Source organism: Achromobacter sp. SIMBA_011, from assembly GCF_046535435.1.
GTDB classification, from domain to species: Bacteria; Pseudomonadota; Gammaproteobacteria; order Burkholderiales; family Burkholderiaceae_B; genus Achromobacter; species Achromobacter dolens.
Genome location: NZ_JAWRWN010000003.1, coordinates 342,904 through 368,616, shown reverse-complemented (window position 1 = coordinate 368,616; position 25,713 = coordinate 342,904). Strand labels below are relative to the sequence as shown.

Here is a 25,713-nt window from a genome sequence, read left to right as displayed (position 1 = left end):
CATGAAACAACCCACTCCGATTTCCGCCATGTTGTCCCTGCTGGCGCGCGTCTGCGTCGCGGCGGGGCTGCTGGCCGGCGCCTCGGCGGCGCATGCCGAGCGGCTCAAGGACCTGGCATCCATCCAGGGTGTGCGTGGCAACCAGTTGATCGGCTATGGCCTGGTGGTGGGTCTGGACGGCAGCGGTGACCAGGTGCGCCAGACGCCGTTCACGCAGCAGAGCCTGACCAACATGCTGTCGCAACTGGGCATCACCGTTCCCGCCGGCAGCAACATGCAGCTCAAGAACGTGGCCGCGGTCATGGTCACCACGACCCTGCCGGCGTTCGCCCGTCCGGGTCAGACGCTCGACGTGGTGGTGTCCTCCATGGGCAACGCCAAAAGCCTGCGCGGCGGCACGCTGCTGATGACGCCGCTCAAGGGCGCCGACAGCCAGGTCTATGCGATCGCCCAGGGCAACATCCTGGTCGGCGGCGCCGGCGCCTCGGCCGGCGGTTCCAGCGTGCAGATCAACCAGCTCAACGGCGGCCGCATCAGCGGCGGCGCCATCGTCGAGCGCGGGGTGCCGACCACCTTCGCCCGCGACGGTTACATCTACCTGGAAATGAACAACACCGACTTCGGCACCGCCCAGAACGTGGTGGCGGCGCTGAACCGCAAGTTCGGGCAGGGCACGGCCACGGCGCTGGACGGCCGCGTGGTGCAGGTGCGCAGCCCGATGGAACAATCGGCGCAGGCGCGCTTCCTGTCGCAGGTCGAGGACCTCCAGGTGGCGCGCGCGCCGACCGTGGCCAAGGTCATCATCAACGCCCGCACCGGCTCGGTGGTCATGAACCGCACGGTCATGATCGAGGAAGCCGCCGTGGCGCACGGCAACCTGTCGGTCATCATCAACCGCCAGAACCAGGTGTCGCAACCGGATACGCCGTTCACCGAGGGGCAGACCGTGGTGGTGCCCAACACCCAGATCGAGGTGCGCCAGGAAAACGGTTCGCTGCAGCGCGTGAGCACCAGCGCCAACCTGGCTGACGTGGTCAAGGGCCTGAACGCCCTGGGCGCCACGCCGCAGGACCTGCTGGCGATCCTGCAGGCCATGAAGAGCGCCGGCGCCCTGCGCGCCGAGCTGGAAATCATCTGACCGCCATGGGTTACACCAACACCTCCGCGGCCCTGGGCAGTCGCCAGGATTCCGTGTTCGACATGGGTCGCCTGTCGGATCTGAAGCGCGATGTGACCAAGGACCCGGCCAATCCCGGCACCGAGCAGCAGAAGCAGGTGGCCAAGCAGTTCGAGGCCCTGTTCCTGCAGATGATGCTCAAGCGGATGCGCGAGGCGACGCCCAAGGAAGGGCTGTTCGACTCGCAGCAGACCCAGATGCTGCAATCCATGGCCGACGAGCAACTGGCGCTGCACCTGGCCACGCCGGGCATCGGCCTGTCGCAATCGATCCTGGCGCAGATGCAGCAGGGCAAGCCCGGCGACCTGCCGGCCGAGGCCGTGCAACGCCTGGGGCAGGGCACCGACCTGGATTTCCAGACGGGTGGCTCGCGCCAGGTGTCGGCGCTGATGGACGTGATGCGCAACAACCGCGCCAGCGACCGCGCCCTGGCGGCCGCCGAGGGCGCGCCCGAGCACGTCATCAATTTCGTGTCGAAGATGTCGCGCGCGGCCACTCTGGCCTCGCAGCAGAGCGGCGTGCCGGCCCGTCTCATCATGGGCCAGGCGGCCCTGGAGTCCGGCTGGGGCCAGCGCGAGATCAAGCACGAGGACGGGCGCACCAGCTACAACCTGTTCGGCATCAAGGCGGGGCCGAGCTGGAAGGGCAAGGTCGTCAATGTGCTGACCACCGAATACGAAGGCGGCGTGGCGAAAAAGGTGACGCAACCCTTCCGGGCCTACTCGTCCTACGAGGAATCGTTCGCCGACTACGCCCGCCTGATCGGCACCAGCCCGCGCTACGAGAGCGTGACGCAGGCGCGTAACGAAATCGAGGCGGCCCGCCGCATCCAGAGTTCCGGCTACGCTACCGACCCGCAGTACGCGCAGAAATTGATCGGCGTCATGAGCCAGTTGCGGGGCGCGGCCGCCAAGGTCGATATTTCGCGTCAGATGTTGGAAGGACTCTAAATTTGGACTACCTGCTGCCGTTAATCGGGTATCCAGAAATATCAGTCGCGGTTACATACGGGGCATTGTCAGCATGAATCTGTACAAATTGGCATTGGGCGGGCTGAACGCGTCCCAGGCGGGCCTGGCAACCACCGGCCACAACATCAACAATGCCACCACGGTCGGTTACAACCGCCAGCGCGTCATGATCTCGACCGCCGGCGCCCAGGCCACCAGCAATGGCTTCATCGGTCGCGGCGTCCAGGTGGACACCGTGGTGCGCAGCTACGACAGCTTCCTGTACAAGCAGCTCGTCGGCGCGCAGGGCAGCAGCGCCCAGCTTCAGACCCAGTTCGACCAGATTTCCCAGGTCAACAACCTGTTCGCCGACCGCACCGTGGGCATCGCCCCGGGCCTGTCGAATTTCTTCACCAGCATGAACACCGTGGCCAGCAAGCCGGCGGATCCCGCCGCGCGCCAGGACTTGCTGGGCAAGGCCAACAGCCTGACCACCCAGATCCGCTCGGCCTACCAGGAAATGCAGAACCAGCGCCTGGGCCTGAACACGCAGATCTCGACCACCGTCGACCAGGTCAACAGCTACCTGACCCGCATCGACGACCTGAACAACCAGATTTCCACCGCCCGCGCCAAGGCTGGCGGCAATCCGCCCAACGACCTGCTGGACCAGCGCGACCAGGCCGTGTCGGAACTGAACCAGCTCGTCGGCATCACGACCTACGAGCAGGGCGACAAGCTCAACATCTCGCTGGCCTCGGGCGGCCAGGCGCTGCTGTCGGGCAACACCATCTATCCGCTGCAGGCCGTGGCGTCGTCCAAGGACGTCAGCCGCACCGTCATCGCTTATACGCTGCCGGCCGGTTCGGGCGGCAAGACCGTGTCGGTCGAGCTGAACGACGCCGACGTCACCGGCGGCAAGCTGGGCGGCCTGCTGCAGTTCCGCGCCTCGTCGCTGGACGTCATGCAGGCCCAGTTGGGCCAGATGGCCGTCGGCCTGGCGATGTCGTTCAACGAGCAGCACCGCCAGGGCCTGGACACCGCCGGCAACCCGGGCACGGACTTCTTCAGCATCGGCTCGCCGCAAGGCGTGCCGAACGCCGCCAACAAGAGCGGCGCGCAGATCAGCGGCACGTTCACCGACGTGAACAACATCAATGCCAAAGACTACGAAATCAGCTTCGACGGCGCCAACTACCGCGTGACGCGCCTGCCCGAAGGCACGCAGGTGTACAACGGCCCGGCAACCGGCACGCCGCCCACCGCCACGCTGGACCTGAGCGCTGAAATGGGCGTCACGCTGACGATCGACTCGCCGCCGCAAGCCGGCGACAAGTGGTCGCTGTCGCCCACGCGCGATGCCGCCCGCGACATCAACGTGCTGATCACCGATCCGGAAAAGGTCGCCGCGGCAGACGCTGCCGGTGGCGACGCCAACGGCAAGAACGCACTGGCGCTGGCGCAACTGCAGACCAAGAAGGTGCTGGGCCACGGCACGATGAGCATCAACGAGATGTTCTCGCAGGTGGTCAACACCGTTGGTGTGCAGACCGCGCAGATCAAGTCGGCCAACACCGCCCAGTCCAACCTCGTCGCCCAGAAGCTCGAGGCCCAGCAGGCGGTGTCGGGCGTCAACCTGAACGAAGAATACGTGAGCCTGTCGCTCTACCAGGAGCAATACCAGGCCAGCGCCCGCATCATCGACGTCGCCAGCACGCTGTTCGATACGCTGCTGGGCCTGCGCGGCTGATCGGATCGTTGACATCGTGACCCATCAAGACAAATTCGGAGTATCCCCATGCGCCTGAGCACCTCCATGATGTACTCGAACGGACTCAAGGGCGTCCTCGCTCAGGAATCCGACATGAACCGCCTGGTCGAACAGGTCGGCAGCGGCAAGAAGTTCCTGACGCCGGCGGACGATCCGCTGGCCGCCTCGTTGTCGATCAACGTGGCGCAGACGCAGAGCATGAACGCGACGTACCAGCTCAACCGCAACACCGCCAAGACCAACCTGTCCCAGGAAAACAACGTCCTGGATTCGATCACGACGGCGCTGGCCGACGTGCGCACCCGCGTGGTGCAGGCCGGTAACGGCACCTTCGCCGACAGCGATCGCCAGGCCTTGTCCACCGCGCTGAAAAATGCCCGCGACGCATTGCTGGGCCTGGCCAACAGCACCGATGGCAATGGCCAGTACCTGTTCTCCGGCTACCAGGGCGGCGTCATCCCCTACGCCCAGGACGCCACTGGCAAGATCGTCTACAGCGGCGCCACCGGCGAGCGCACGGTGCAGGTCGACCAGTCGCGCCAGATGTCCACCAGCGACATCGGCAGCGACATCTTCAATCGCGCCAATCCGGGTTCGCAGGCGTACGTCAGCACGGCCGCCGCGCACAACACGGGCACCGCGCAGTTCAGCACCGTGTCGGTGACGCCGGGCAGCCCCAACATCGGCAAGAATTTCAGCCTGCAGTTCGAGTCGGATCCGGCCACGGGCAACATGGGCTATCGCGTCATCACGACCGATCCCAACGCCAATCCGCCGGTGCCGCCGGTTACCACGCCCGCGCCGCCGGCCGCCCCGACCGCGTACACGCCGGATGCATCGATCGATTTCGGCGGCGTCTCGGTCGTGGTCAAGGGAACGCCGCAGAACGGCGACGTGATCGACGTGCAAAGCGTGCAGTCCGCCGACGTCGACATATTCAACACCCTGGACAGCCTTATCAAGACGCTGGACTCGCCGATCGCCGGCGACCCCGTGGCGCTGGCCAAGCTGAACAACGAGCTGGCCACCGCGAACAAGAAGCTGTCGACCAACTACGACAACGTGCAGACCGTGGCCGCGTCCGTCGGCGCTCGCATGAACGAACTGGAGGCGTTGGACGCCACCGGTACGCAGAAGGGCCTGTCGTACTCGAAGTCGCTGTCCGACCTCGAAGACCTCGACTACTACTCGGGCGCCAGCCAGTTGGCCTTGCGGCAGGTGGCTTTGCAGGCGGCGTCGGCGGCCTTCATGACGATCCAGGGGTCGAGTCTTTTCAGCCGCAAATAATGCGGTGAGTCCATAGGCCGTGCCCGATGGCGGGCTCGGCATGTTGCGCCCTTACGGACGCTTCCGGTGGTATGCCGGAGCGTCCGTGTGTGCGTACAGGGTAGGAATTTTGTCGTTTCACACGCTTAACGCTCGGATATTTCATGCTTGTCAATTTGAAAGTTCGCACCTGCATCATCCTGGTGCTGTTGCTCTTCACGGGTGCCATGTTCGCATCCAATGGCGTGGCCTGGATGGGATTGAATTCCAGCAATGACAAGCTGGACCAGATCAACGCGGCCTACACCGACCAGGCGGTGCCGCTGACTCGTGCCTATACCGTCTTCCTGCGCGCGCGCCTGCTGTTGTCCACCTCGTTGATGGACATGCAGCAGGGCAAGACCGAACAGGCGACCGCCCAGGCCAAGCGTTCCGAAGGCCTGATGCAGGATGCCTTCAAGATGATGGACGAGTTCCGCAAGGCGCCCCAGTTGCCGGGCACGGAAGCCCTGGGGCAGGCGGTCGACGTCGCGCTCAAGGAATACGACGCAGTGCTCAAGGGCCAGGCCAAGGCCCTGGCGAACATGGCGATCCAGGATTACCTGAATCTCAACGATGCCGCCAGCAACGTCAACACCAAGTTCCGCGAAGCCGTCGAAAAGTACCTGGACTTCGTCGACAAACGCACTGATGAGTTGGCGGCGCAAGCCCAGGTGGACCACAACATCTCGCGCAGTGTCACGATCGCGCTGCTCGTTATCGCGGCGCTGCTGGCGATCGGCTGTTGGATCTTCATCAATCGCACGGTGCTGCGCCCCTTGCACGAGGCGGGTGATCATTTCGAGAAGATCGCCGGCGGCGATTTCACCGGCCGCATCGATGTGCGCAGCACCAACGAGATCGGCCAGATGTTCGGCGCCGTCAAGCGCATGCAGGAGAGCCTGACGCGCACGGTGGCCACGGTGCGCCGTGGCGTTGACGAGATCAACGTCGGCTCGCGCGAGATCTCGGCCGGCAACACCGACCTGTCCAGCCGCACCGAACAGCAGGCGGCCTCGCTGGAAGAGACCGCGGCCTCGATGGAGCAGTTGGCCTCGACGGTCAAGCAGAACGCCGACAACGCGCGCCAGGCCAACCAGTTGGCGGCCAGCGCGTCGGACGTGGCCGAGCGCGGCGGTTCGGCGGTGGCCGAAGTGGTCAACACGATGCAGGGCATCTCGGCCAGTTCGCGCAAGATCTCCGAGATCGTGTCGGTGATCGACGGCATCGCCTTTCAGACCAACATCCTGGCGCTGAACGCGGCGGTGGAAGCGGCCCGTGCCGGCGAGCAGGGCAAGGGCTTCGCGGTGGTGGCGGGCGAAGTGCGCTCGCTGGCGCAGCGCAGCGCGCAGGCGGCCAAGGAAATCAAGGGCCTGATCGAGGACTCGGTGAGCAAGGTTGGCGCGGGTTCGCAGCAGGTCGAACGGGCGGGCGCGACGATGCAGGAGATCGTGGCGTCGGTCAAGCGCGTGACGGACATCATGGGCGAGATCTCGGCGGCGTCCGAGGAGCAGTCCAGCGGCATTGACCAGGTCAATCGCGCGGTTTCGCAGATGGACGAGGTGACGCAGCAGAACGCGGCGCTGGTGGAAGAAGCGGCGGCCGCGGCCGGCTCGCTGCAGGAACAGGCGCAGCGCCTGGCCGAGGCGGTGGCCGTGTTCAAGATCAACGCCGGCGACGTGATCGAGGTGCCGGCGCGCCAGTTGGCGCAGCAGCACAGCGCCCCGCGTGTGTCGGCGCCGAAGGAAGAAAACGCGCCTGCGGCAGCGGCTCCGGCCGTGGCTGCGCCGGCCGCGAGGCCGGAAGCGGCGGCTGAACCGGCCCAGCGTGCGGCCAAGCCCGCCGCCGCGCCGGCGCCGCGCCTGGCCCAGCCGGCCCGCGCCCGGCCCACCCCGAATAGCGGCGCCACCGCGGCGCGTCCGCTGCGACGCCCGGTCGTCAAGACCAGCGACGCCACCGACGTCAAGGCGGTCAAGCCGGTCCCGGCATCCTCGCGCCGAGCGCCGCCGGCGGATGACGATTGGGAATCCTTCTGACGGCGTGTTCGGCCAAGGTTTTTTGTTGCATTGAATAGGTAGTAGAAAACACATCCCTTTTACGACGGGGCGACGTCAACATGTCGCCTCGGCGGTTACCGGAAATATCGGAAAATGTTAAGCAATCTGAAGGTGCGCACGGGTTTGATGCTTGCCCAATTGGCAGTCGCCGTGGCCGCGCTGGTTGCCATCGCCCTGGGTTGGAACAGCATGCGATCCAACGCCGAAGCGATCAACGCTTTGGATAGCCTGAGCGTCCAGCAGAGCAATCTGGTCAAGGACTCTTATGTGCAGATGCTGCGCGCCACCATCCGCGCGGACATCGCCGCGGCCCAGCGCGCCGCCGGCGACAAGGCGGGCGCGGCCGAGAACACCCGCATCGTCCAGCAGTTGCTGACCGACGGCAAGGCCAAGCTCGAGAAGTTCAAGGCGATTCCAAAGACCACCGATATCGGCCGCGCCGCCGAAGGCCAACTGCTGGCCTCGTTCAACGGCTTTGCGGAAGGCTTGCAGGCCATGCTGGGCGCGCTGGACCGAGGGGACAACGCCGAATACCTGAACCTGAAGAACACCAAGACCGCCGCGGCCAGCGGCGCGTTTTCCAAGCAGTTGACCGAGTTCGCGACCGCGATCACCACCTATAGCGAAGAGCGGGTGGCGGCGTCGCGCTCGGAGGGCGCGGTCATGGCGTATGTCTACCTCGCGCTGGTCCTGGTAATCCTGGCCGTATCGCTGGGCGCCTTCCTGTTCATGAACCGCGTCGTGCTGCGGCCGCTGCGGGCCGTCGGCGAGAGCTTTGACCGGATCGCCGGCGGCGACCTGACCACTCGCGTCGAGGTGCAATCGACCAACGAGATCGGCGCCCTGATGGCGGCGGTCAAGCGCATGCAGGAAAGCCTGGCGCGCACGGTGTCGACCGTGCGCCGTGGCGTCGACGAGATCAACGTTGGCTCGCGCGAGATCTCGGCCGGCAACACCGACCTGTCCAGCCGCACGGAAGAGCAGGCGGCTTCGCTGGAAGAGACCGCCGCTTCGATGGAAGAGCTGGCCTCGACGGTCAAGCAGAATGCCGACAATGCGCGCCAGGCCAACCAGTTGGCGGCCAGCGCGTCGGACGTGGCCGAGCGTGGCGGTTCGGCGGTGGCCGAAGTGGTCAACACGATGCAGGGCATCTCGGCCAGCTCGCGCAAGATCTCGGAAATCGTGTCGGTGATCGACGGCATCGCCTTCCAGACCAACATCCTGGCGCTGAACGCGGCGGTGGAAGCGGCCCGTGCCGGCGAGCAGGGCAAGGGCTTCGCGGTGGTGGCGGGCGAAGTGCGCTCGCTGGCGCAGCGCAGCGCGCAGGCGGCCAAGGAAATCAAGGGCCTGATCGAGGACTCGGTGAGCAAGGTTGGCGCGGGTTCGCAGCAGGTCGAACGGGCGGGCGCGACGATGCAGGAGATCGTGGCGTCGGTCAAGCGCGTGACGGACATCATGGGCGAGATCTCGGCGGCGTCCGAGGAGCAGTCCAGCGGCATCGACCAGGTCAATCGCGCGGTTTCGCAGATGGACGAGGTGACGCAGCAGAACGCGGCGCTGGTGGAAGAAGCGGCGGCTGCGGCCGGCTCGCTGCAGGAACAGGCGCAGCGCCTGGCCGAAGCGGTGGCCGTGTTCAAGATCAACGCCGGCGACGTGATCGAGGTGCCGGCGCGCCAGTTGGCGCAGCAGCGCAGCGCCCCGCGCGTGGTTGCGCCGACGGTCGAGGAAACGGCGCCCGCGCAACAGAAAGCCGCGGCGCCCGTCGAGCCGGCGCCGCGCCAGGCCGCGCCGGCTGTCCGCCTGACGCACACCGCGCCGCGCGCCAAGCCGGCGTCCGGGGCGGAGGCGGCGAGCGCGGCGCGTCCGCTGCGCCGTCCGGCGCCGCGCGCCGCCACGGCCACGACCGCGGCAAACGACGCCAAACCGGCGACGCCGGCGGCGACCCGCCGCCAGGCGCCGGCAGACGATGACTGGGAATCTTTTTGACGCCGGCAATGACCGGTAAATGGGCAGGTATGCGAGGCTATCTACATCTTCTGGCGGCAGCGGCGATCACGGCATTGATCGTCGGCTGCTCGGCGACGGGCCACAATTTCGACCCCGGCAAGCTGTCGACCCTGACGCCGGGGCAGACGACGCTGGAAGAAGCCTCGCGGGCGCTCACCGCCCCGCCCGACAAGTTCTACAAGCAGACCGACGGCACCTTCCTCGCCCTCTGGTCCTTCAAGATCACGTTTGTCCCGGACGGCTTGTACAGCCGCAAGGAAGCGCTGCTGCAGTTCGGCCCCGACGGCCGCCTGATGCGCCTCGTGGACAGCACCAATATTCTGCTGGAACCCTGGGAACGCCAGAAGTTGCTGGGCCCCGCGCCTGTGCCTGACGTCAGTCAGGAATGGGCGCAGCAGCCCGCGCCGGAGGTCCAGGTGGAAACCATCGTCATACCGGGGCCGGCCGTCGTGTCGCCCGAGCCGATGCGCCAGGGCCGTTAGGTCCCGTTTTCGCGGAGAGCGTGCCGGCCCCGGAGGCCGCCGCGTACGTCGCCCTGATGCGTGCCACTTCCGCCAGGAAGGCACGCCAGGGTGGTTTTTCATTTGGTCAGAGCTGTACCTGAGGGATGGGGAAAGAATATGGAAGCGAGTCTGGAATCCGGAGCGAAGTCAGGCAAGGTCGGTAAGAAAAAGGCCTCGCGTGCGCCCAAGGTGAAACGCAAGCTGAGACTGCGCGACGCACGCGTCGGCACGATGCTGCTGTGGGTCATGGCATTCTTCGCGGTGCTGATCGCGGCGGTGGGCGGCCTGGCCGCCTTCTTCCTGCAGCATAACTACGAGTCCATCCGCGAGGTCAATGCGCTGACCGAGCGCTCCAAGCAAGTGGATGTGATCAACAGCGACATGCTGCGCGCCCGCGTCAGCCTGATGGTCGCGGCCCGCCACCTGCAGGAGTCGGGCTGGGGCAGCGGCGAGAACTCGGCGCGCGACGCGGCCGCGGCGCTCAAGGGCGCCACCGATCTGCTGACCGGAGTGCGCAGCCGCTTCGCCGACTTCCAGAAGAACATGCTTCAGGATGACACCGGCCGCCAGCTATCGATGAACCTGGTGCGCCGCTACCGTTCGTATATCGATGACGGCGTCGACACCATGGTGGAAGCGCTGCGCAGCGAGGACTACTCGACCTTCTACATGGTCAACAATGAATACGGCACGCCGCGCAGCGCCGCCTTCATCGAGGCCATCGGCGAATTCAGCAAGTACATTGCCGACCAGCAGGAAGCCACGATCCAGCAGGCCGAGGACAACTTCAACCGCGCCATGGTGGCCGTTGCCGTCGCGGTGGCGTTGGCGCTGGCCCTGATGGTGTTCTGCCGCGTGCTGTTCGGCCGCCTGGTGGTCCGTCCGCTGGTCGAGGCCGGCCAGCATTTCGACAAGATCGCCGCCGGCGACCTGACCAGCCGCGTCGAAGTGCGTTCGCACAACGAAATCGGCCAGTTGTTCGCCGCGCTCAAGCGCATGCAGGAAAGCCTGACGCGCACGGTGGCCACGGTGCGCCGCGGCGTCGATGAAATCACGGTGGGTTCGCGCGAGATCTCGGCCGGCAACACCGACCTGTCGAGCCGCACGGAAGAGCAGGCGGCTTCGCTGGAAGAGACCGCCGCTTCGATGGAAGAGCTTGCCTCGACGGTCAAGCAGAACGCCGACAACGCGCGCCAGGCCAACCAGTTGGCGGCCAGCGCGTCGGACGTGGCCGAGCGTGGCGGTTCGGCGGTGGCCGAAGTGGTCAACACGATGCAGGGCATCTCGGCCAGTTCGCGCAAGATCTCCGAGATCGTGTCGGTGATCGACGGCATCGCCTTCCAGACCAACATCCTGGCGCTGAACGCGGCGGTGGAAGCGGCCCGTGCCGGCGAGCAGGGCAAGGGCTTCGCGGTGGTGGCGGGCGAAGTGCGCTCGCTGGCGCAGCGCAGCGCGCAGGCGGCCAAGGAAATCAAGGGCCTGATCGAGGACTCGGTGACCAAGGTTGGCGCGGGTTCGCAGCAGGTCGAACGGGCGGGCGCGACGATGCAGGAGATCGTGGCGTCGGTCAAGCGCGTGACGGACATCATGGGCGAGATCTCGGCGGCGTCCGAGGAGCAGTCCAGCGGCATTGACCAGGTCAATCGCGCGGTTTCGCAGATGGACGAGGTGACGCAGCAGAACGCGGCGCTGGTGGAGGAAGCGGCGGCCGCGGCCGGCTCGCTGCAGGAACAGGCGCACCGGCTGGCCGAGGCGGTGGCCGTGTTCAAGATCAACGCGGGCGAAGTGATTGAAGTGCCGGCCCAGCAACTGGGCGGCTACCAGGCGCCGACGCTGACGCAGGACTGATCATCGGGGCGCGAGCCCCGCGATGCGAAGCCCGGCCTGTTGGCCGCGGCTTCCGCCGACCCGGCGCCCGTTCGCGGCCGCCGGGTCGAATGTCTTATGTGGGTCTGATTTTTGTCATGAACAGCTTAAGTTTTCGAAAATATTGCCGTTCATGCTCATAACGCCCAGGACAAGGGCAGTGAACCGGCCCAGGTCGCGCCGCGCATCGGCATGCGCAGCCCCCGGGGCACGGCGCGGACGCGGTGCGGCGGGGCACCCGGTCCGGGTCGACCTTCGCGGATCGTTCGCTGCACCATGATGCAACCGGAGACAAGCTGTGCGCGTAAACCTTCCTGTCAATGACGTGGAAACCAAGCTGCGAGAGGATCAATACCTGATCTCGCGTACCGATACCAAGGGCCGCATCCTCTACGCGAATCCGGCATTTATCGAAGTCAGCGGATTCTCCCGCGAGGAACTGATCGGCAAGGCGCACAACATCGTGCGCCATCCCGACATGCCGCCGGAAGCCTATGCCGACCTGTGGCAGACGCTCGAAGCCGGCGAGTCCTGGCTCGGCCTGGTCAAGAACCGCCGCAAGGACGGCGGCTACTACTGGGTGCTCGCCAATGCCACGCCGATCGTCGAGAACGGCGAAGTGGTGGCGTATTCGTCGGTGCGCGTGCGGCCGAGCGACGAACAGATCGAGATGGCCGAGGCGCTGTACGAACGCATCCGCGAAGGCCGCGCCCGCGGCGTGCGCATCGTGCGCGGCCGGCCGGTGCGCGCCGGCTGGCGCCGCAGCCTGGACTTGCTGGCCTTCCCGTTCAAGCGCAACGTGCGCAGCCGCATGTTCCGGCACGCGCTGCTGTCGTCGGGCATCGTCGTGGCGGCCGGCGCCTATGGCCTGAACGCCAACTGGGCCTCGCTGGATGCCGCCGGCGCCGGCCTGGCCTGTGGCCTGCTGGCGTTGGGCGTGGCCGGAATCTTCGGCCTGGGCTGGAGCCTGAGCCGTTCGCTGCTGGATCCGATGGTCGACGCCGCCAACATGGCGCGCCAGGTCGCCGCCGGCAACCTGACCACCCAGATCGTGGCCGACTCCGATGACGAGATCGGCAGCCTGAAGTTCTCGCTCGAGGTCATGCGCAAGAGTTTGATCGGCATCGCGCAGGACGTGTACCGCGGCATCGAGGGCACGACTCAGGCCGCGGTGCACATTGCCCGCGGCAACCAGGAACTGGCCGGACGCACCGAGGGGCAGGCCGCCTCGTTGCAGCAGACCGCGGCGAGCATGGAGCAGTTGACCTCGACCGTGCGCCAGAACGCCGACAACGCCCGCCAGGCCAACCAGCTCGCGGCCAGCAGCATGGACGTGGCGCGTCGCGGCGGTGTCGCGGTGGGCCAGGTGGTCAGCACCATGCATGGCATTTCCGACAGCTCGCGCAAGATCGTCGACATCGTCAGCATCATCGAGGGCATTGCCTTTCAGACCAACATCCTGGCGCTGAACGCGGCGGTCGAAGCGGCCCGCGCCGGCGAGTCCGGCAAGGGATTCGCGGTGGTGGCCGGCGAAGTGCGCAGCCTGGCGCAAAAGAGCGCCCAGGCCGCCAAGGAGATCAAGGGCCTGATCGAGGATTCGGTCGAGCGCGTGACCGAAGGCTCGGCCCAGGCCGAGCAGGCCGGCGCGACGATGGAAGAGATCGTGGCGGCGGTGCGTCGCGTCACCGACATCATCGGCGAGATCTCGCAGGCGTCCCAGGAACAGTCCAGCGGCATCGAGCAGGTTGATAGCGCGGTATCGCAGATGGACGTGATGACGGTGCAGAACACCGCGCTGGTGCAGGAGCTGGGCGGCGCCGTGCTGCAGTTGGGCAACCAGTCCGGCACCTTGCGCGAGACCATCCGGGTTTTCCGCCTGACCGGACAGCAGTAGGTCTGCGAAAGACGCATGAAAAAGCCGGCCTTCGGGCCGGCTTTTTCATGGCGCGTTGCGCGTGGCAAAGCCGGCGGCGTCGGTCGTGGCGCTATCTGCCCGCCAGCGCGTCCGTCACGCGGCTCATCGCCGACAGGCCGGATTCGAACAGCGATTCCAGGAACGGGCCGGAATTGGGCAGTACCACGGTCAGCAGCACCACGCCCACGATCAGGCTGACCGGAAAACCCACCGAGAACACCGACAGTTGTGGCGCGGCGCGGTTCAGGATGCCCATGGCCAGGTTGATGGTCAGCAGCGCGCAGATCAGCGGCAGGGCCAGCAGCAGGCCCGACACGAACACGGTCTTGCCCCATTCCACCACCACGCCCCAGCCGTTTTGGTGCAACTGGATCGCCGCCACCGGCAGGGTGTCGAACGAGCGCACCAGGGCCGCCAGCACCAGCAGGTGGCCGTCCAGGGCCAGGAACGTCAGCATCGCCACGATGTTGAACAGGCGCGACAGCACCGCCGTGTTGGCGCCGGTGCTGGGATCGAAGAACGAGGCGAACGACAGGCCCATCTGCAGGCCGACGAATTCGCCGGCGGTCTGCACCGCCGCGAACACCAGGCGCATGGAAAAGCCCATGGCGATGCCGATCAGCACTTGCTGCATCACCATCCAGAGGCCGGCGAACGAGCCCGGCGCGATGGGTGGCGCGGGGTCGAGCGCCGGGCTGACGGCGACCGCCAGCACGAAGGCCAGGCCGATCTTGACCTTGACCGGGATGATCGATTCGGAGAAGAGGGGAGCGGTGCCCACCAGCGCCAGGATGCGCACGAACGGCCAGAGGAACTGGCCGATCCAGCCATTGAGCTGCTCGATGGTGAAGGAGAACATGGCGACGCGTCCCGGGGCCGGCGGCGCGCCGCTACGACACCAGGCCGGGGATCTGGCCGATGAGCTGGCGGATGTAGTCGACCATGATGCCGATCAGCCAGGGGCCCAGCAGCACCAGCACGCCGCACATGGCCAGCAGCTTGGGGATGAACGACAACGTCATTTCGTTGATCTGCGTGGCGGCCTGGAAGATGCTGATCACCAGGCCCACGATCAGGGTGATGATCAGCAGCGGGCCGGCCATCGCCAGCGCGACTTTCATCGCCTGGTAGGTCATGGTCATGACGGTTTCGGCGGTCATGGCGATTCCCTATTGATAGAAGCTCTGGGCCAGCGAGCCCATCAGCAGGTTCCAGCCGTCGGCTAGCACGAACAGCATCAGCTTGAACGGCAGCGCCACGGTCACGGGCGGCACCATCATCATGCCCAGGGCCATCAGCACGCTGGCGACCACCAGGTCGATGATGAGGAACGGGATGAAGATGGTGAAGCCGATCTGGAACGCGGTCTTGAGCTCGCTGGTGATGAATGCCGGCACCAGGATGCGCAGCGGCACCTGCGACGGATCCTCCAGCGCCGGCTGCTTGGCCAGGTTGGCGAACAGCGCCAGGTCGTTCTCGCGGGTCTGGTGCAGCATGAAGGTGCGCAGCGGGCCGGCGGCGCGCTCGACCGCGGCCTCGAACTGGATCGAGCCCTCGGACAGCGGTTTGTAGGCGTCGGTGTAGATCTTGTCGAACACCGGCGACATTGTGTAGAAGGTCAGGAACAGCGCCAGCCCGATCAGAACATGGTTGGGCGGCGACATCGCGGTGCCCATGGCGCTGCGCAGCAGGCCCAGCACGATGATGATGCGGGTGAAGCCGGTCATCATCAGCAGCGCCGCCGGCAGGAACGACAGCGACGTCATCAGCAGCAGCGTCTGCATGCTGAGCGAATAGGTTTCGGAACCGCCCGGGCCCGGCGTCGCGGTCAGGGCCGGCAGGGTCGCCTGCGCCACCACGCCGGCGGGGAACAGGGCCAGGCCCAGCAGGGCGGCGGCGCCCAGCAGGGGGAGCGCACCGCGGCGGGCGCGAGGGGAGTTGGGCAAGCTCATGGTGTGGAAATGCGCGCGCCGGCTAGCGGCGCTTGAGCGCCTGGCCCAGCTTGGCCGCGAAGGCGGCGGCGGGCAAGGTCGCGGCTTGCGGCAGTTCTCCGGCGGGCAGGGTATGCAGGGTGTTGAGCTGGCCGGGGCTGACGCCCACGACCACCCAGGTGTTCTCGATCTCGACGACGACGATGCTCTGCCGCGCGCCGATCGGCAGGCTGGCGACCTGCTTGAGCAGGTTACCGCCGCCGCGCTGCGTCAGGCCGGCGCGGCGCGCCAGCCAGGCCGCGGCCAGGATGGCCGCCAGCACCAGCACCAGGCCGATGATGACGCGCAGCAGGGCGGAATCGTTCATCACGGGCGTGGCTTCAACGGCGGTTGTTGAGGCGGTTGATGCGTTCGGACGGGGTGATGATATCGGTCAGGCGGATGCCGTACTTGTCTTCCACCACCACCACTTCGCCCTGGGCGATCAGGTAGCCGTTGACGAAGATGTCCATCGGCTCGCCGGCCAGGCCGTCCAGCTCGACCACCGAGCCTTGGCCCAGTTGCAGCAGGTTCTTGATGGTCAGGCGGGTGCGGCCCAGCTCGACCGTCAGTTGGACGGGCACGTCCATGATCAGGTCGATATCGGTGCCGGCGCCCGATGCCGCGCCGGCCAGCGGCTTGAACACCGACTGCGCGGCCGATTGGGCGGCGGGCGCGGCCGGGGCGGGCGTGGCGGGCGCTGCCGGGGCAGGCGCCGGGGTGGCGGCAGCGGCCGGCGGCGTGGCCGCGGTCTGCTCGGCCATGGCGGCGGCCCAGTCGTCCTGAGCGGGCTTCAGGCCATCCGCCTGGGTGGGCGGATTGGCGCGGGATTGTTCGGCGAGCGCGTCGGCCCAGTCGTCGGCCGGGGACGAGCCGGAGCCGGGCTCGTTCTTGTCAGTCATGGTCGGGGGCCTCGTTAGATTCGGTATCGTAGGTAAACATGTTCTGCACGCGCAGGGCGTACTGGCCGTTAAAGACGCCGTAACCGCATTCCATCAGCGGCACGCCGTCGACATGGGCAATGACGGTCTGCGGCACATCCACGGGCAGGATGTCGCCGACCTTCATGCGCATCAGTTCGCGGATATTGGACGGAATGCGCGCGAATTCGGCGACCACGTCGATGTCGGCGCTGCGCACCTGGCGCGAAAGCTGTTGCGACCAGCGCTGGTCCACTTCTTCCAGCGTGGTTTCCTGCAGCGGCCGCGTGAGCAGGTCGCGCACGGGTTCGATCATGGAGTAGGGCAGGCAGATGTTCAGGTCGCCGCCGGTCGCGCCGAATTCGATGTGGAACGAGGTGACGACCACCACTTCATTGTTGCCGGTGATGCTGGCGAACTTGGTGTGCATCTCCGAGCGGACGTAGTCGAACTCGATCGGATAGACGGGGTCCCAGGACTTGCCGTAGCTCTCCAGGGTCAGGTTGAGCAGGCGCCGGATGATGCGCTGTTCGGTGGTGGTGAAGTCCCGGCCCTCGACGCGCGTGTGATAGCGGCCATCGCCACCGAACAGGCTGTCGATGACCAGGAACACCAGGTTCGGGTCGTAGGTGAACAGGGCCGTGCCGCGCAGCGGTTTCATCTGCACCATGTTCAGGTTGCTGGGCACGGGCAGGTTGCGCTCGAAGTCCGCGTACTTCTGGATCTTGATGGAACCGACGGTGATGTCGGCGCTGCGGCGCATGAAGTTCAGCAACACGCTGCGCATCTGGCGCGCAAAGCGTTCGTTGATGAGTTCCAGCGTCTGCATGCGCCGGCGCACCACGCGGTCGGGCGAGCTCAGGTCATAGGCACGGGCGCCGTCGTTGGGGCCCGCGGATTCCTTTTTGCTGTCGCTCTCGCCCGTGACGCCGGCCAGCAGCGCGTCGACTTCGTCCTGCGAAAGAAACGCCTCGTAGGCCATGCTTATTGCACCACGAACGCCGTATACAGTACGTCGGTGACATACTGGCCGTCCGGCAGGGGCGCGAACGGGCGGTTGACGGCTTGCTTGATGGCGTTGGCCATGTCGGTCTTGCCCTGTTGCGTCTGCACGCCGGTGGGCGATTGCGAAGACAGCACCATCAGGATGCGGCTGCGCACTTCAGGCATGTACTTTTCGAGACGGATACGGGTCTGTTCGTCGCTGACGCGCAGAGTCAGGCCGACGTGCATGATGCGTTCGGTGTCGGCGTTCTGCAGCGTGACGGTGAAGGCCTCGATCGGCACGAAGATCGGCGCGGGCACCGCGGCCGGGGTGGTGGGCGGGGCGACGAAGGTGGTCGGCGTGGCTTGCGGACCCGCGGCGCCGGGCTGGCCCGGCTGGCCGCCGGTCTGACCGACGCCCAACTGCACCGGCGCGCCGCCTTGCGGCTGCATGCGCTGCGCGACGAACCAGGTCGCGCCCGCGCTCGCGGCCGCCACCAGCAACAGCACCAATATCATGAGCAACGGACGAAGGATTCGGCCAATGCCGCCGGAGCGTGTCGGAAGCGCGCCGCGCGGCGGCATGGTTGTGGGTTTGGAAGTCGCCATCTCGGTGTCGATGCGTGTTTTGCCGCTGATGAAAACGGATTCTTAGTGGATGAAAGCATTCTGCCCGAAATGCGCCCCCGGCTTGGAGGCGAAAAACAGGGCGAAAGCCGTGTATCTCAAGCTATTGCTGCACCGCCCGCAACCGTTGCCGGCCGCGGGCCGCGCGATTGTTACGCGAAGGTGTCGACCAGCGCATTGGCGTTGCGCGAAGCCGTCACGGCGACCGGCTGGCCATCGATCGCGCCGTCGGCCACGGCAGCGCCGTTGCCGCCACCCTGGCGCTGGGAACCGCCGCCGTTCTGCTGCGCGAATTCCTGTTGCGCGGCCTGTTCGCCGACGCTGGTCTGGCCCAGCGAGATGCCGGCCTGGGCCAGCGCCTGCTGCAACTGCGGGATGGCGGTTTCGATGGCCTGGCGCACCGAGGCGTGAGCCGAGACGAACGACGCGCTGGCCACTCCGTCGGCCAGGTTGATGCTGACGCGCAGCGGGCCGAGATCGGGCGGATCCAGGCGCAGTTCGGCGGTCTGGGTGCCCTGGCGCACGTTGTTGCTCATGACGACCATCTGCTGGCCCAGTTCGGTGCCCCAGTGGGTGCCGCCCACGGGGGTGGCGACCTGCAGCACGACCGGCACGTTGGGCACGGCGATGCTGGCGGGGTTGGCGATGGGCGCGGGTTGCTGGCGCTGCGAGGCGGCGGCGATGGCCTGGGCCAGGTGATCCTGGGCGTTGGCGGCGTGCTGCGGAACCTGGAACTGCTGCGCGGTGCTGAGCACCGGCGCGTCGGATTCCTCTTCGGCGCGCACATGGTGGGGGGCGGCCGGCGTCGGTTCGGCGGCCACGCGCACGTCGGCTGCGCGGGGCTGCGCGGGTTCGGGCGCGGGGCGCGGCAATTCGCCGGCGGGCGCGGCCTTGGCGGCGATCTCGGCGACCGGGGCGGAGCCGGGCTTGGCCGCGGCGGTGACCACCGGCAGGGCGGCCTGGGCATCGCGGCTGGCCAGGGCGGCGGCGGCTTCGGCCTGTTGTGCGGTGGCGGGCACCGGCGCGCGCGGCGTGGCGATCGCATCGTTGGCGGTCAGGGCGGCCTGCACCACGGCGGCGCCAGCGCTGATGGCCGTGGCGGCGGCCTGGGCGGTGCCGCGCGCCAACTGCGTCTGTTCGGCGGCCTGTGCGGCAATCTCCAGGGCCTGCTGCGGCAGCACCGGCGCCGCCGGCTGCTGCGCGGCGACGGCAAGCGCGCCCGCTTCGGCCTGGGCGGCAGTCTGCACGGCATTGTCGATGGCCTGCGCGGCGGCATCCTCGGCGTTGCCGGCGGCGCCACCCGAATTCTTGCCGCTGGCCGGCGTCTTGGCGCCGCCGTTGGCGGCGGGACCCGCGTCGGCGGACGGATTGGGGCGCTGCTGGGCCAGCACGTCCGAGAAGGACGGACCTTTCTTGGCTGTGGCCGGCGCGGCCTTGGCGCCAAGGGTGTCGGCGATCGAGACCGGCGCGGCGGGCGCGATGGCGGGGGTGGGCAGGGGAGCGGTCATGGCGGGCTTCCTGTGGGCAATTAATGCATCCCGGCCCGGCGCTGGACTAGGCGGGCGGAGTATTCGTCGTTGGCGCGCTGTTCGCGGCGGGATTCGACCACGGCCTGGGCGCGCAATTCGCGCTGCGCCAGGGCGTCGTACGAGTTGAGCTTGCGCTTTTCCTGCTGCCAGTAGAGCCGGCCCTTGGCCAGGTTATCGTCGGCCTGGCGCAGCACGCCTTGCTGCTGGCTGATGGCGTCGTCCAGCGTGCCGATGAAGCGCTGGTAGTTGTGGCAATCGCTGGCGGACATGCCGGTGGTCATGGCTTGCTGCAGGCGTTCCAGGTAGTCCTGGCGATAGTCCTGCAGCATGCCGAGCTGGCGTTCGGCATTGGTGCGCTCGGTGCTGAGGCGGCCAAGCAGGCGGGCGGCTTCGTCCGTGCTCTCCTTGGCCAGGTTGATCAGCATGTCCAGGGGCAATTGGCTAGGCATAGGTGTCCCTCAATTCAAAGCTGGCGCGCAACTGTTCCACCGCGTCCTCGTAGCCGACGTTCTCGCCGATATCCTGTTGCAGGAACGCTTCGAGGCGCGGGTAGCGGGCGATGGCGTCGTCCAGTTGCGGGTCGTTGCCGGCGGCGTAGGCGCCCACGGCGATCAGGTCGCGGTTGCGCTGGTAGCGCGATAGCGTCTGCTTGAAACGGCGCACCACCGAGAACTGCTGCGGCGTGATCAGCGAGGTCATGGCGCGCGAAATGGAGGCCTCGATGTCGATGGCGGGGTAGTGGCCGGCTTCGGCCAGATGGCGCGACAGCACCACGTGGCCGTCCAGGATGGCGCGGGCCGAGTCGGCGATCGGATCCTGCTGGTCGTCGCCTTCCGCCAGCACGGTGTAGAACGCGGTGATCGAGCCGGCCTTGCCGCTGGGGCCGGGCGCGCCCATGCCGGCGCGTTCGACCAGGGTCGGCAGCTTGGCGAACACGGATGGCGGATAGCCCTTGGTGGCGGGCGGCTCGCCGATGGCCAGCGCGATTTCGCGTTGCGCCATGGCGTAGCGGGTAAGCGAGTCCATGATCAGCAGCACGTCCAGGCCCTGGTCGCGGAAGTGTTCCGCCAGGCGCGTGGCATAGGCCGCGCCCTGCAGGCGCAGCAGCGCCGAGACGTCGGCCGGGGCGGCCACTACCACCGAGCGCGCCAGGCCCTCGGGGCCCAGGTTGTGCTCGATGAATTCCTTGACTTCGCGGCCGCGTTCGCCGATCAGGCCGACCACGATGATGTCGGCCTTGGTGTAGCGGGCCATCATGCCCAGCAGCACGCTCTTGCCGACGCCGGAGCCGGCGAACAGGCCCATGCGCTGGCCGCGGCCGACGGTGAGCAGGCCATTGATGGCGCGCACGCCGGTATCGAGCACGGTGTCGATCGGGGCGCGCGACAGCGGGTTGATCGGCTGCGCCGATAGCGGCGCCAGTTCGGCGCCGGTCAGCGGACCGAGGCCGTCCAGCGGCCGGCCGGCGCCGTCCAGCACACGGCCCAGCAGGGCGTTGCCCACCGGCAAGTGGCGGCCCAACTGGGGCTTGGCGTTGCCATTGAGTTCGGCCTTGCGCGGCAGCGGGATCTGGCGCTGCACGGGCGGTTCGCCGGGCACCACGCGGGCGCCGGGCGGCAGGCCGGAAATGTCGGCCTGCGGCATCAGGTACAGGGTGTGGCCGTCGAAACCGACCACTTCGGCGTCGGCCCAGTGGTCGTGGCCGCGGGCGATCTCGATACGGGCGGCGGCGCCCACCGGCAGGCGCAGCCCCGTGGCGTGCAGCACCAGGCCCGTGGCGCGCGTGATCTTGCCGCTGACCAGCCAGGGGTCGGTCGACGCGGCGCGGATCGAGCCGATCTGCAGTTGGGTCTGCCAGCGGTCGATCACGGGCACGGCCGGTTGGCCGGGCTGCGCGGGGGCCGGATTGGCGCTCACGCCGGATCCTCCCAGTGGACGTCGCGGCCCAGCGAGGCCGCGACGCGGCGCCAGCGGGTCTGCAAAGTGGCGTCGATGTCGCCGAACGGCGTCTCGGCGCGGCAGCCGCCGCGGGCGATGGATTCGTCGGCCAGCACGCGCCAGTGGCCTTCCTTGAGTTCGTCGGCCAGGTGCAGGCGGATCAGCTCGATGTCGGCGGGGTTGGCCCACAGGCGCATCTGGCCGCCGGCGGTGGGGTTGATGTGCAGCACTTCGCGGACGGCGCTGGCCACGGTGTCGGGCTGCTCGGCCAGGGTGGTGCGCACGACCTGCTGGGCGATGTCCAGCGCCAGCGTCAGCAGGCTCTGGCCCATCTTTTCTTCCAGCGAGCCGACCGACTCGGCGCAGGCCTGCATCAGCGCGTGCAACTGCTGCGCTTCCTGGGCGCCTTGTTCGCGCGCCTGGGCCAGGCCTTCGGCATAGCCGGCTTCGCGGCCGGCCGCCAGGCCCGCTTCATGGCCTTCGGCGCGGCCCGCTTCCAGGCCGGCGGCATGACCCTGCGCGTAGCCTTCCTCGCGGCCCTCGGCGATGGCCTGGGCGCGCAGTTGGGCCATCACCACTTCCGGGTCGGGGCCCGGATCGGGTTCGGGCTCGGGTTCGACTTCGACGGGCGGCGGCTCGTCGAACGACAGCATCTGCCAGCGCCGCCAGGCGGCACTGCGCGAGATGAGCGTCGACTGGCCGGTATCCGCTTCAGACATACGCGTCGTCTCCGGAGTTGCCCAGCACGATCTGGCCGCTCTCGGCCAGGCGGCGGGCGATCTGCAGGATCTTCTTCTGCTCGGTCTCGACCTTCGACATGCGGATCGGGCCTTGCGCTTCCAGGTCTTCGCGCAGCATTTCTGCGGCACGGCTGGACATGTTGCGCAGGAACTTGGCGCGCAGCTCTTCCTGGGCGCCCTTGAGCGCGACCATGAGGGTGTCGTTGTCGATTTCCTTGAGGATGAGCTGGATGGCGCGATCCTCGACGTCGAGCAGGTTGTCGAACACGAACATCTCGTCGATGATCTTCTGCGCCAGGTCGCTGTCGCGTTCGCGCAGGCTGGCGACCACGGTTTCCTCCTCGGCCGAATTCATCATGTTGAGAATCTCGGCCGCGGTGCGCACGCCGCCCATCTTGCTGCGCTTGGCGCCCTGGCCGGCCAGCACCGAATTGAGCACTTCGGTCAGTTCCGACAGCGCCGCGGGCTGCACGCCGCCGAAGGTGGCGATGCGCAGCATGACGTCGTTGCGCAGGCGGTCGGTCAGCAGCGCCAGCACGCCGGCGGCGCGGTCGCGCTCCAGGTGCACCAGGATGGTGGCGATGATCTGCGGGTGCTCGTCGCCGATCAGCTCGGCCACGGTGTGCGGATCGAGCCAGTTCAGGGCGTCGATGCCGCTGCCGCCTTCGCCGGCTTCCAGGATGTCCTCGATCAGGCCGGCGGCGCGGTCGCTGCCCAGCGCCTTGGTCAGCACGGTGCGGATGTAGTCGTCCGAACCCAGCGTGACGGCCATGAACTGGTCGGCTTCCTGGCGGAATTCCTCCAGCACCACGGCGACGTCGTTGCGGGTGACCTGCTTGAGGCTGGCCATGGCGGCGCCGACCTGCTGGACTTCGCGGGCGGAGAGGTATTTGAAGACCTCGGCGGCAGCATCTTCACCCAGCGACATCATCAGGACGGCGCTGCGCGTCATGCCGTCCATCGGCTTGGAATCATTTTTCATCTTTGGTCATCCAGGTGCGCAGGACCATCGCGACGGCGCGCGGATCCTTGTTCGCCATCGTGCGGGCGCGTTCCAGGTTGTCCTGGTAACGGTCGGTTTCCTTGGCGCGGGCCAGGTCCTGGGCCTCGCGCTGGGCTTCGATGCGCTCGGCCTCGGCCACTTCCGGATCGACCGGCGGGTACAGGTAGTCGCCCACCGAACGGCGCACCTTGCGGTACAGCCACAGGGCCAGGACGCCACCGACCAGCCATGCCAGGATGGTCTTGAACAGCGAGATCATTTCCGGATCGCGCCACATCGGCAGGGCCGGCGGACCGTCGTTGAACTGACTGTTGACCAGGTTCAGCGAATCGCCGCGGCTTTCCGAGTAACCCATCGCCTCGCGCACAAGGTTCGTCAGTTTGCTCAGTTCCTCGGGCGGCAGGGCCTTGAGGTCGCCATCCTTGTCGCGCACGTAGTTCACCACCACGGCGACCGAAAGGCGTTTGACGGTGCCGACCGGTTGCTTGATGTGGCTGATGGTGCGGTCGACTTCGTAGTTGGTGGTGGCGTCGCGGCGATCGTTGATGGTGCCGCCGGCGTTCTGGGCGCCGGTGGCCGTCTGTTGCTGCTGTTGTTGCTGGCCTTGCTGCTGCGGCTGGCCCTGGCGCGGCGGCTGGGTTTGCGGCGGATTGGCGATGGGAGCCTGGGCGTTGCCCGGGGGCTGGTTGGACAGTGCGCCGGGCACGCCCTGGGCGGGATTGATGCCGCGTTGGTTCTGATCGCTGGTCTGCTGGCTGCGGATGGCGGCCTGGCCGGGTTCCTGGTTGGGACGGTAAACCTCGGACGTTTCCTCGCGGCGGGCGAAGTCCATTTCGGCGCTGGCCTGGGCGTGCACGTTGCCCGGGCCGACCAGCGGATTGAGGATGGTCAGGATGCGTTCGACGGTGCGCTGTTCGGTTTCGCGGACCATGCGCATCTGGTCGGCATCCATGCCGCGGCCTTCGCCCAGCGGCGAGGACAGCAGGCGTCCGTTCTGGTCGACGACCGAGACGTTCTCGGCGGTCAGTTCCGGCACGCTGGAGGCGACCAGCCACGAAATGGCCGAGACCTGGGCGTCGCTGAGGCTGCGGCCGGGGTAGACGTTCAGCAGCACCGAGGCGGTGGGCGGCTGGCGTTCACGCACGAACAGCGACTGGCGCGGCATGGCCAGGTGCACGCGGGCGTGCTGCACGGTGTGCATGGATTCGATCGAGCGCGCCAGCTCGCCTTCCAGGCCGCGCTGGTAATTGATCTGCTCGGCGAACTGGCTGGCGCCGAAGCGGGCATTGTCCATCAGCTCGAAGCCGACCGAGCCGCCGCGCGGCAGGCCCTGGGACGCCAGTTGCAGGCGGGCGTCGTAGACGCGGTCGGCCGGCACCAGCAGGGCGGTGCCGGTGTCGTTGTACTTGTAGGGCACGTTCATGGTGCCCAGGGCCGTCACGATGGCGCCGCCATCGCGGTCGTCCAGATTCGAGAACAGCACCTTGTACTTGGGCTCGCTGCTCCACATCGCCACGGCGACGATGAGCGCGACCACCGCGGCTGCCGCGCCCAGCAGGACCGGCTTGGGCAGGGCGCGGATCTTTTCCAACACGGGAAACTTCGCCAGAAGCGACGCGCTCAGGGTAGCCTGCTGATTCATTGGCGGCTCCCGCTGGCTTCGCGGAGCAGGGAAAAGGACTTCATGTTCGGGTAGGGCAGATTACACATGCAACGTGCTTCTGGTCTGGGGAGAGCCTGGATTATTGCTGCTGCGTTAGCAAACCCAATCGTCGAAAACAGCGGTTTTTTGGCGTTACTTATCCCCTATGTAGACAAGCGACCGTGGCGGTGGGGCGGGCGGGGTGGCGGCGCACGCCGGCGGGGGCGCCGCATTCGGGGAAATATCGGGTGTTTTGGCGGCTTTTAGTCGCTATGACGCCGGGGTTGCCGGGTTACGCTGCGTGCATTGTTGGCGTAGTCCACGCCCCACCTGCAAGGAATAACGTAATGGCTGTATCAGGCTTGTCCGGCATCGAGAGCATGCTCCAGCAGATGCGCGTGGCCGTCACCAAGGCCGAAACCGGCAACCTCGCCGCCGGCGAGGCGGTGGCCCAGCCCGACGGCTTTGCCGCCGAGCTGCAACGCTCCATCCGCCGCGTCACCGGCGCGCAGAATGCCGCCACGGCGCAGGCCAAGGCATTCGAAATGGGCGCGCCCGACGTCTCGCTCAACGACGTGATGATCGACCTGCAAAAAGCCAGCATCGGCTTCCAGACGGCCGTCCAGGTCCGCAACAAGCTGGTCGCGGCCTACAAGGAAATCTCGTCGATGGCCGTGTAACGGCGCAGGCAGGGCCAGAACGGCCCTGCCTCGGCTAGAACACAACCCAATCTAGGCCAGAACGTCCGCCCGGCCGCCCGTAGGCGGGGCAGCCCCCTCGGGGGGCAGCAAGCACGCGTAGCGTGCGCC

The 25,713-nt window shown here is 67.3% G+C and carries 23 protein-coding genes; 10 read left to right on the top strand and 13 right to left on the bottom strand.

The annotated features are described in order from the left end of the window. Position 1: 1 nt before the first annotated feature. The 9 genes from SB816_RS14805 to SB816_RS14765 all read left to right on the top strand — a co-directional run bounded on the left by SB816_RS14805 (position 2) and on the right by SB816_RS14765 (position 13,530). Complete coding sequence (locus SB816_RS14805; RefSeq protein WP_054504535.1) at positions 2-1,138, top strand: flagellar basal body P-ring protein FlgI; 1,137 nt, start codon at positions 2-4, stop codon at positions 1,136-1,138. 5 nt (positions 1,139-1,143) lie between these two features. Beyond that, the gene (gene flgJ, locus SB816_RS14800) at positions 1,144-2,127 is read left to right on the top strand and encodes a flagellar assembly peptidoglycan hydrolase FlgJ (protein WP_054504534.1); all 984 of its coding nucleotides are present in this window, start codon (positions 1,144-1,146) and stop codon (positions 2,125-2,127) included. Between the two features lie 73 nt (positions 2,128-2,200). Next, positions 2,201-3,877 (top strand): flagellar hook-associated protein FlgK, encoded by a 1,677-nt coding sequence (gene flgK / locus SB816_RS14795; protein ID WP_175167458.1) that lies wholly within the window; start codon positions 2,201-2,203, stop codon positions 3,875-3,877. 48 nt (positions 3,878-3,925) lie between these two features. Further along, positions 3,926-5,185: a flagellar hook-associated protein FlgL gene (gene flgL / locus SB816_RS14790; RefSeq protein WP_054504532.1), complete on the top strand. Its 1,260-nt coding sequence runs from the start codon at positions 3,926-3,928 to the stop codon at positions 5,183-5,185. Positions 5,186-5,328: 143 nt separating this feature from the next. Next, on the top strand, positions 5,329-7,239 hold the full coding sequence (locus tag SB816_RS14785; RefSeq protein ID WP_410547222.1) for a methyl-accepting chemotaxis protein: 1,911 nt from the start codon (positions 5,329-5,331) through the stop codon (positions 7,237-7,239). Between the two features lie 114 nt (positions 7,240-7,353). Next, on the top strand, positions 7,354-9,246 hold the full coding sequence (locus tag SB816_RS14780) for a methyl-accepting chemotaxis protein (protein WP_410547221.1): 1,893 nt from the start codon (positions 7,354-7,356) through the stop codon (positions 9,244-9,246). A 29-nt stretch (positions 9,247-9,275) separates the two neighbouring features. After that, on the top strand, positions 9,276-9,749 hold the full coding sequence (locus tag SB816_RS14775) for a hypothetical protein (RefSeq protein WP_054504566.1): 474 nt from the start codon (positions 9,276-9,278) through the stop codon (positions 9,747-9,749). A 138-nt stretch (positions 9,750-9,887) separates the two neighbouring features. After that, a complete protein-coding gene (locus SB816_RS14770) occupies positions 9,888-11,618 on the top strand; it encodes a methyl-accepting chemotaxis protein (RefSeq protein ID WP_175167455.1) in 1,731 nt (576 codons plus the stop codon). Between the two features lie 316 nt (positions 11,619-11,934). Beyond that, entirely contained in the window at positions 11,935-13,530 is a 1,596-nt protein-coding gene (locus SB816_RS14765) for a PAS domain-containing methyl-accepting chemotaxis protein (protein WP_269876116.1), read from the top strand. A gap of 91 nt (positions 13,531-13,621) precedes the next feature. On the opposite strand, the gene fliR is transcribed toward SB816_RS14765, so the two are convergent. The 13 genes from fliR to fliF all read right to left on the bottom strand — a co-directional run bounded on the left by fliR (position 13,622) and on the right by fliF (position 24,904). Next, a complete protein-coding gene (fliR, locus tag SB816_RS14760; protein WP_054502848.1) occupies positions 13,622-14,410 on the bottom strand; it encodes a flagellar biosynthetic protein FliR in 789 nt (262 codons plus the stop codon). A gap of 31 nt (positions 14,411-14,441) precedes the next feature. Next, complete coding sequence (gene fliQ / locus SB816_RS14755; protein ID WP_025138879.1) at positions 14,442-14,711, bottom strand: flagellar biosynthesis protein FliQ; 270 nt, start codon at positions 14,709-14,711, stop codon at positions 14,442-14,444. A 9-nt stretch (positions 14,712-14,720) separates the two neighbouring features. Beyond that, on the bottom strand, positions 14,721-15,503 hold the full coding sequence (gene fliP / locus SB816_RS14750; RefSeq protein WP_020927351.1) for a flagellar type III secretion system pore protein FliP: 783 nt from the start codon (positions 15,501-15,503) through the stop codon (positions 14,721-14,723). Positions 15,504-15,525: 22 nt separating this feature from the next. Further along, entirely contained in the window at positions 15,526-15,849 is a 324-nt protein-coding gene (fliO, locus tag SB816_RS14745; RefSeq protein WP_116793262.1) for a flagellar biosynthetic protein FliO, read from the bottom strand. Between the two features lie 13 nt (positions 15,850-15,862). Further along, positions 15,863-16,423, bottom strand: a complete 561-nt coding sequence (gene fliN, locus SB816_RS14740; protein ID WP_144658143.1) for a flagellar motor switch protein FliN — start codon at positions 16,421-16,423, stop codon at positions 15,863-15,865. After that, positions 16,416-17,423: a flagellar motor switch protein FliM gene (gene fliM, locus SB816_RS14735; protein WP_006394458.1), complete on the bottom strand. Its 1,008-nt coding sequence runs from the start codon at positions 17,421-17,423 to the stop codon at positions 16,416-16,418. The genes fliN and fliM overlap by 8 nt, the downstream gene beginning before the upstream one ends. 2 nt (positions 17,424-17,425) lie before the next feature. Then, positions 17,426-18,034, bottom strand: a complete 609-nt coding sequence (locus tag SB816_RS14730; RefSeq protein WP_035360305.1) for a flagellar basal body-associated FliL family protein — start codon at positions 18,032-18,034, stop codon at positions 17,426-17,428. Between the two features lie 170 nt (positions 18,035-18,204). After that, the gene (locus tag SB816_RS14725) at positions 18,205-19,560 is read right to left on the bottom strand and encodes a flagellar hook-length control protein FliK (protein ID WP_410547220.1); all 1,356 of its coding nucleotides are present in this window, start codon (positions 19,558-19,560) and stop codon (positions 18,205-18,207) included. Between the two features lie 20 nt (positions 19,561-19,580). After that, on the bottom strand, positions 19,581-20,030 hold the full coding sequence (fliJ, locus tag SB816_RS14720; RefSeq protein WP_054502844.1) for a flagellar export protein FliJ: 450 nt from the start codon (positions 20,028-20,030) through the stop codon (positions 19,581-19,583). Next, on the bottom strand, positions 20,023-21,498 hold the full coding sequence (fliI, locus tag SB816_RS14715; protein ID WP_054502843.1) for a flagellar protein export ATPase FliI: 1,476 nt from the start codon (positions 21,496-21,498) through the stop codon (positions 20,023-20,025). Before fliI ends, fliJ begins: the two co-directional genes overlap by 8 nt. Beyond that, positions 21,495-22,238 carry a flagellar assembly protein FliH gene (gene fliH, locus SB816_RS14710; protein ID WP_410547219.1) on the bottom strand — a complete coding sequence of 248 codons (744 nt, stop codon included), beginning with the start codon at positions 22,236-22,238 and terminating at the stop codon, positions 21,495-21,497. The genes fliI and fliH overlap by 4 nt, the downstream gene beginning before the upstream one ends. After that, positions 22,231-23,241, bottom strand: a complete 1,011-nt coding sequence (gene fliG / locus SB816_RS14705; protein ID WP_054502841.1) for a flagellar motor switch protein FliG — start codon at positions 23,239-23,241, stop codon at positions 22,231-22,233. Before fliG ends, fliH begins: the two co-directional genes overlap by 8 nt. After that, on the bottom strand, positions 23,231-24,904 hold the full coding sequence (fliF, locus tag SB816_RS14700) for a flagellar basal-body MS-ring/collar protein FliF (protein WP_410547218.1): 1,674 nt from the start codon (positions 24,902-24,904) through the stop codon (positions 23,231-23,233). The genes fliG and fliF overlap by 11 nt, the downstream gene beginning before the upstream one ends. Before the next feature lie 347 nt (positions 24,905-25,251). On the opposite strand from fliF, the gene fliE reads away from it, so the two are divergent. Then, entirely contained in the window at positions 25,252-25,584 is a 333-nt protein-coding gene (gene fliE / locus SB816_RS14695; RefSeq protein ID WP_035360311.1) for a flagellar hook-basal body complex protein FliE, read from the top strand. Positions 25,585-25,713: the final 129 nt, after the last annotated feature.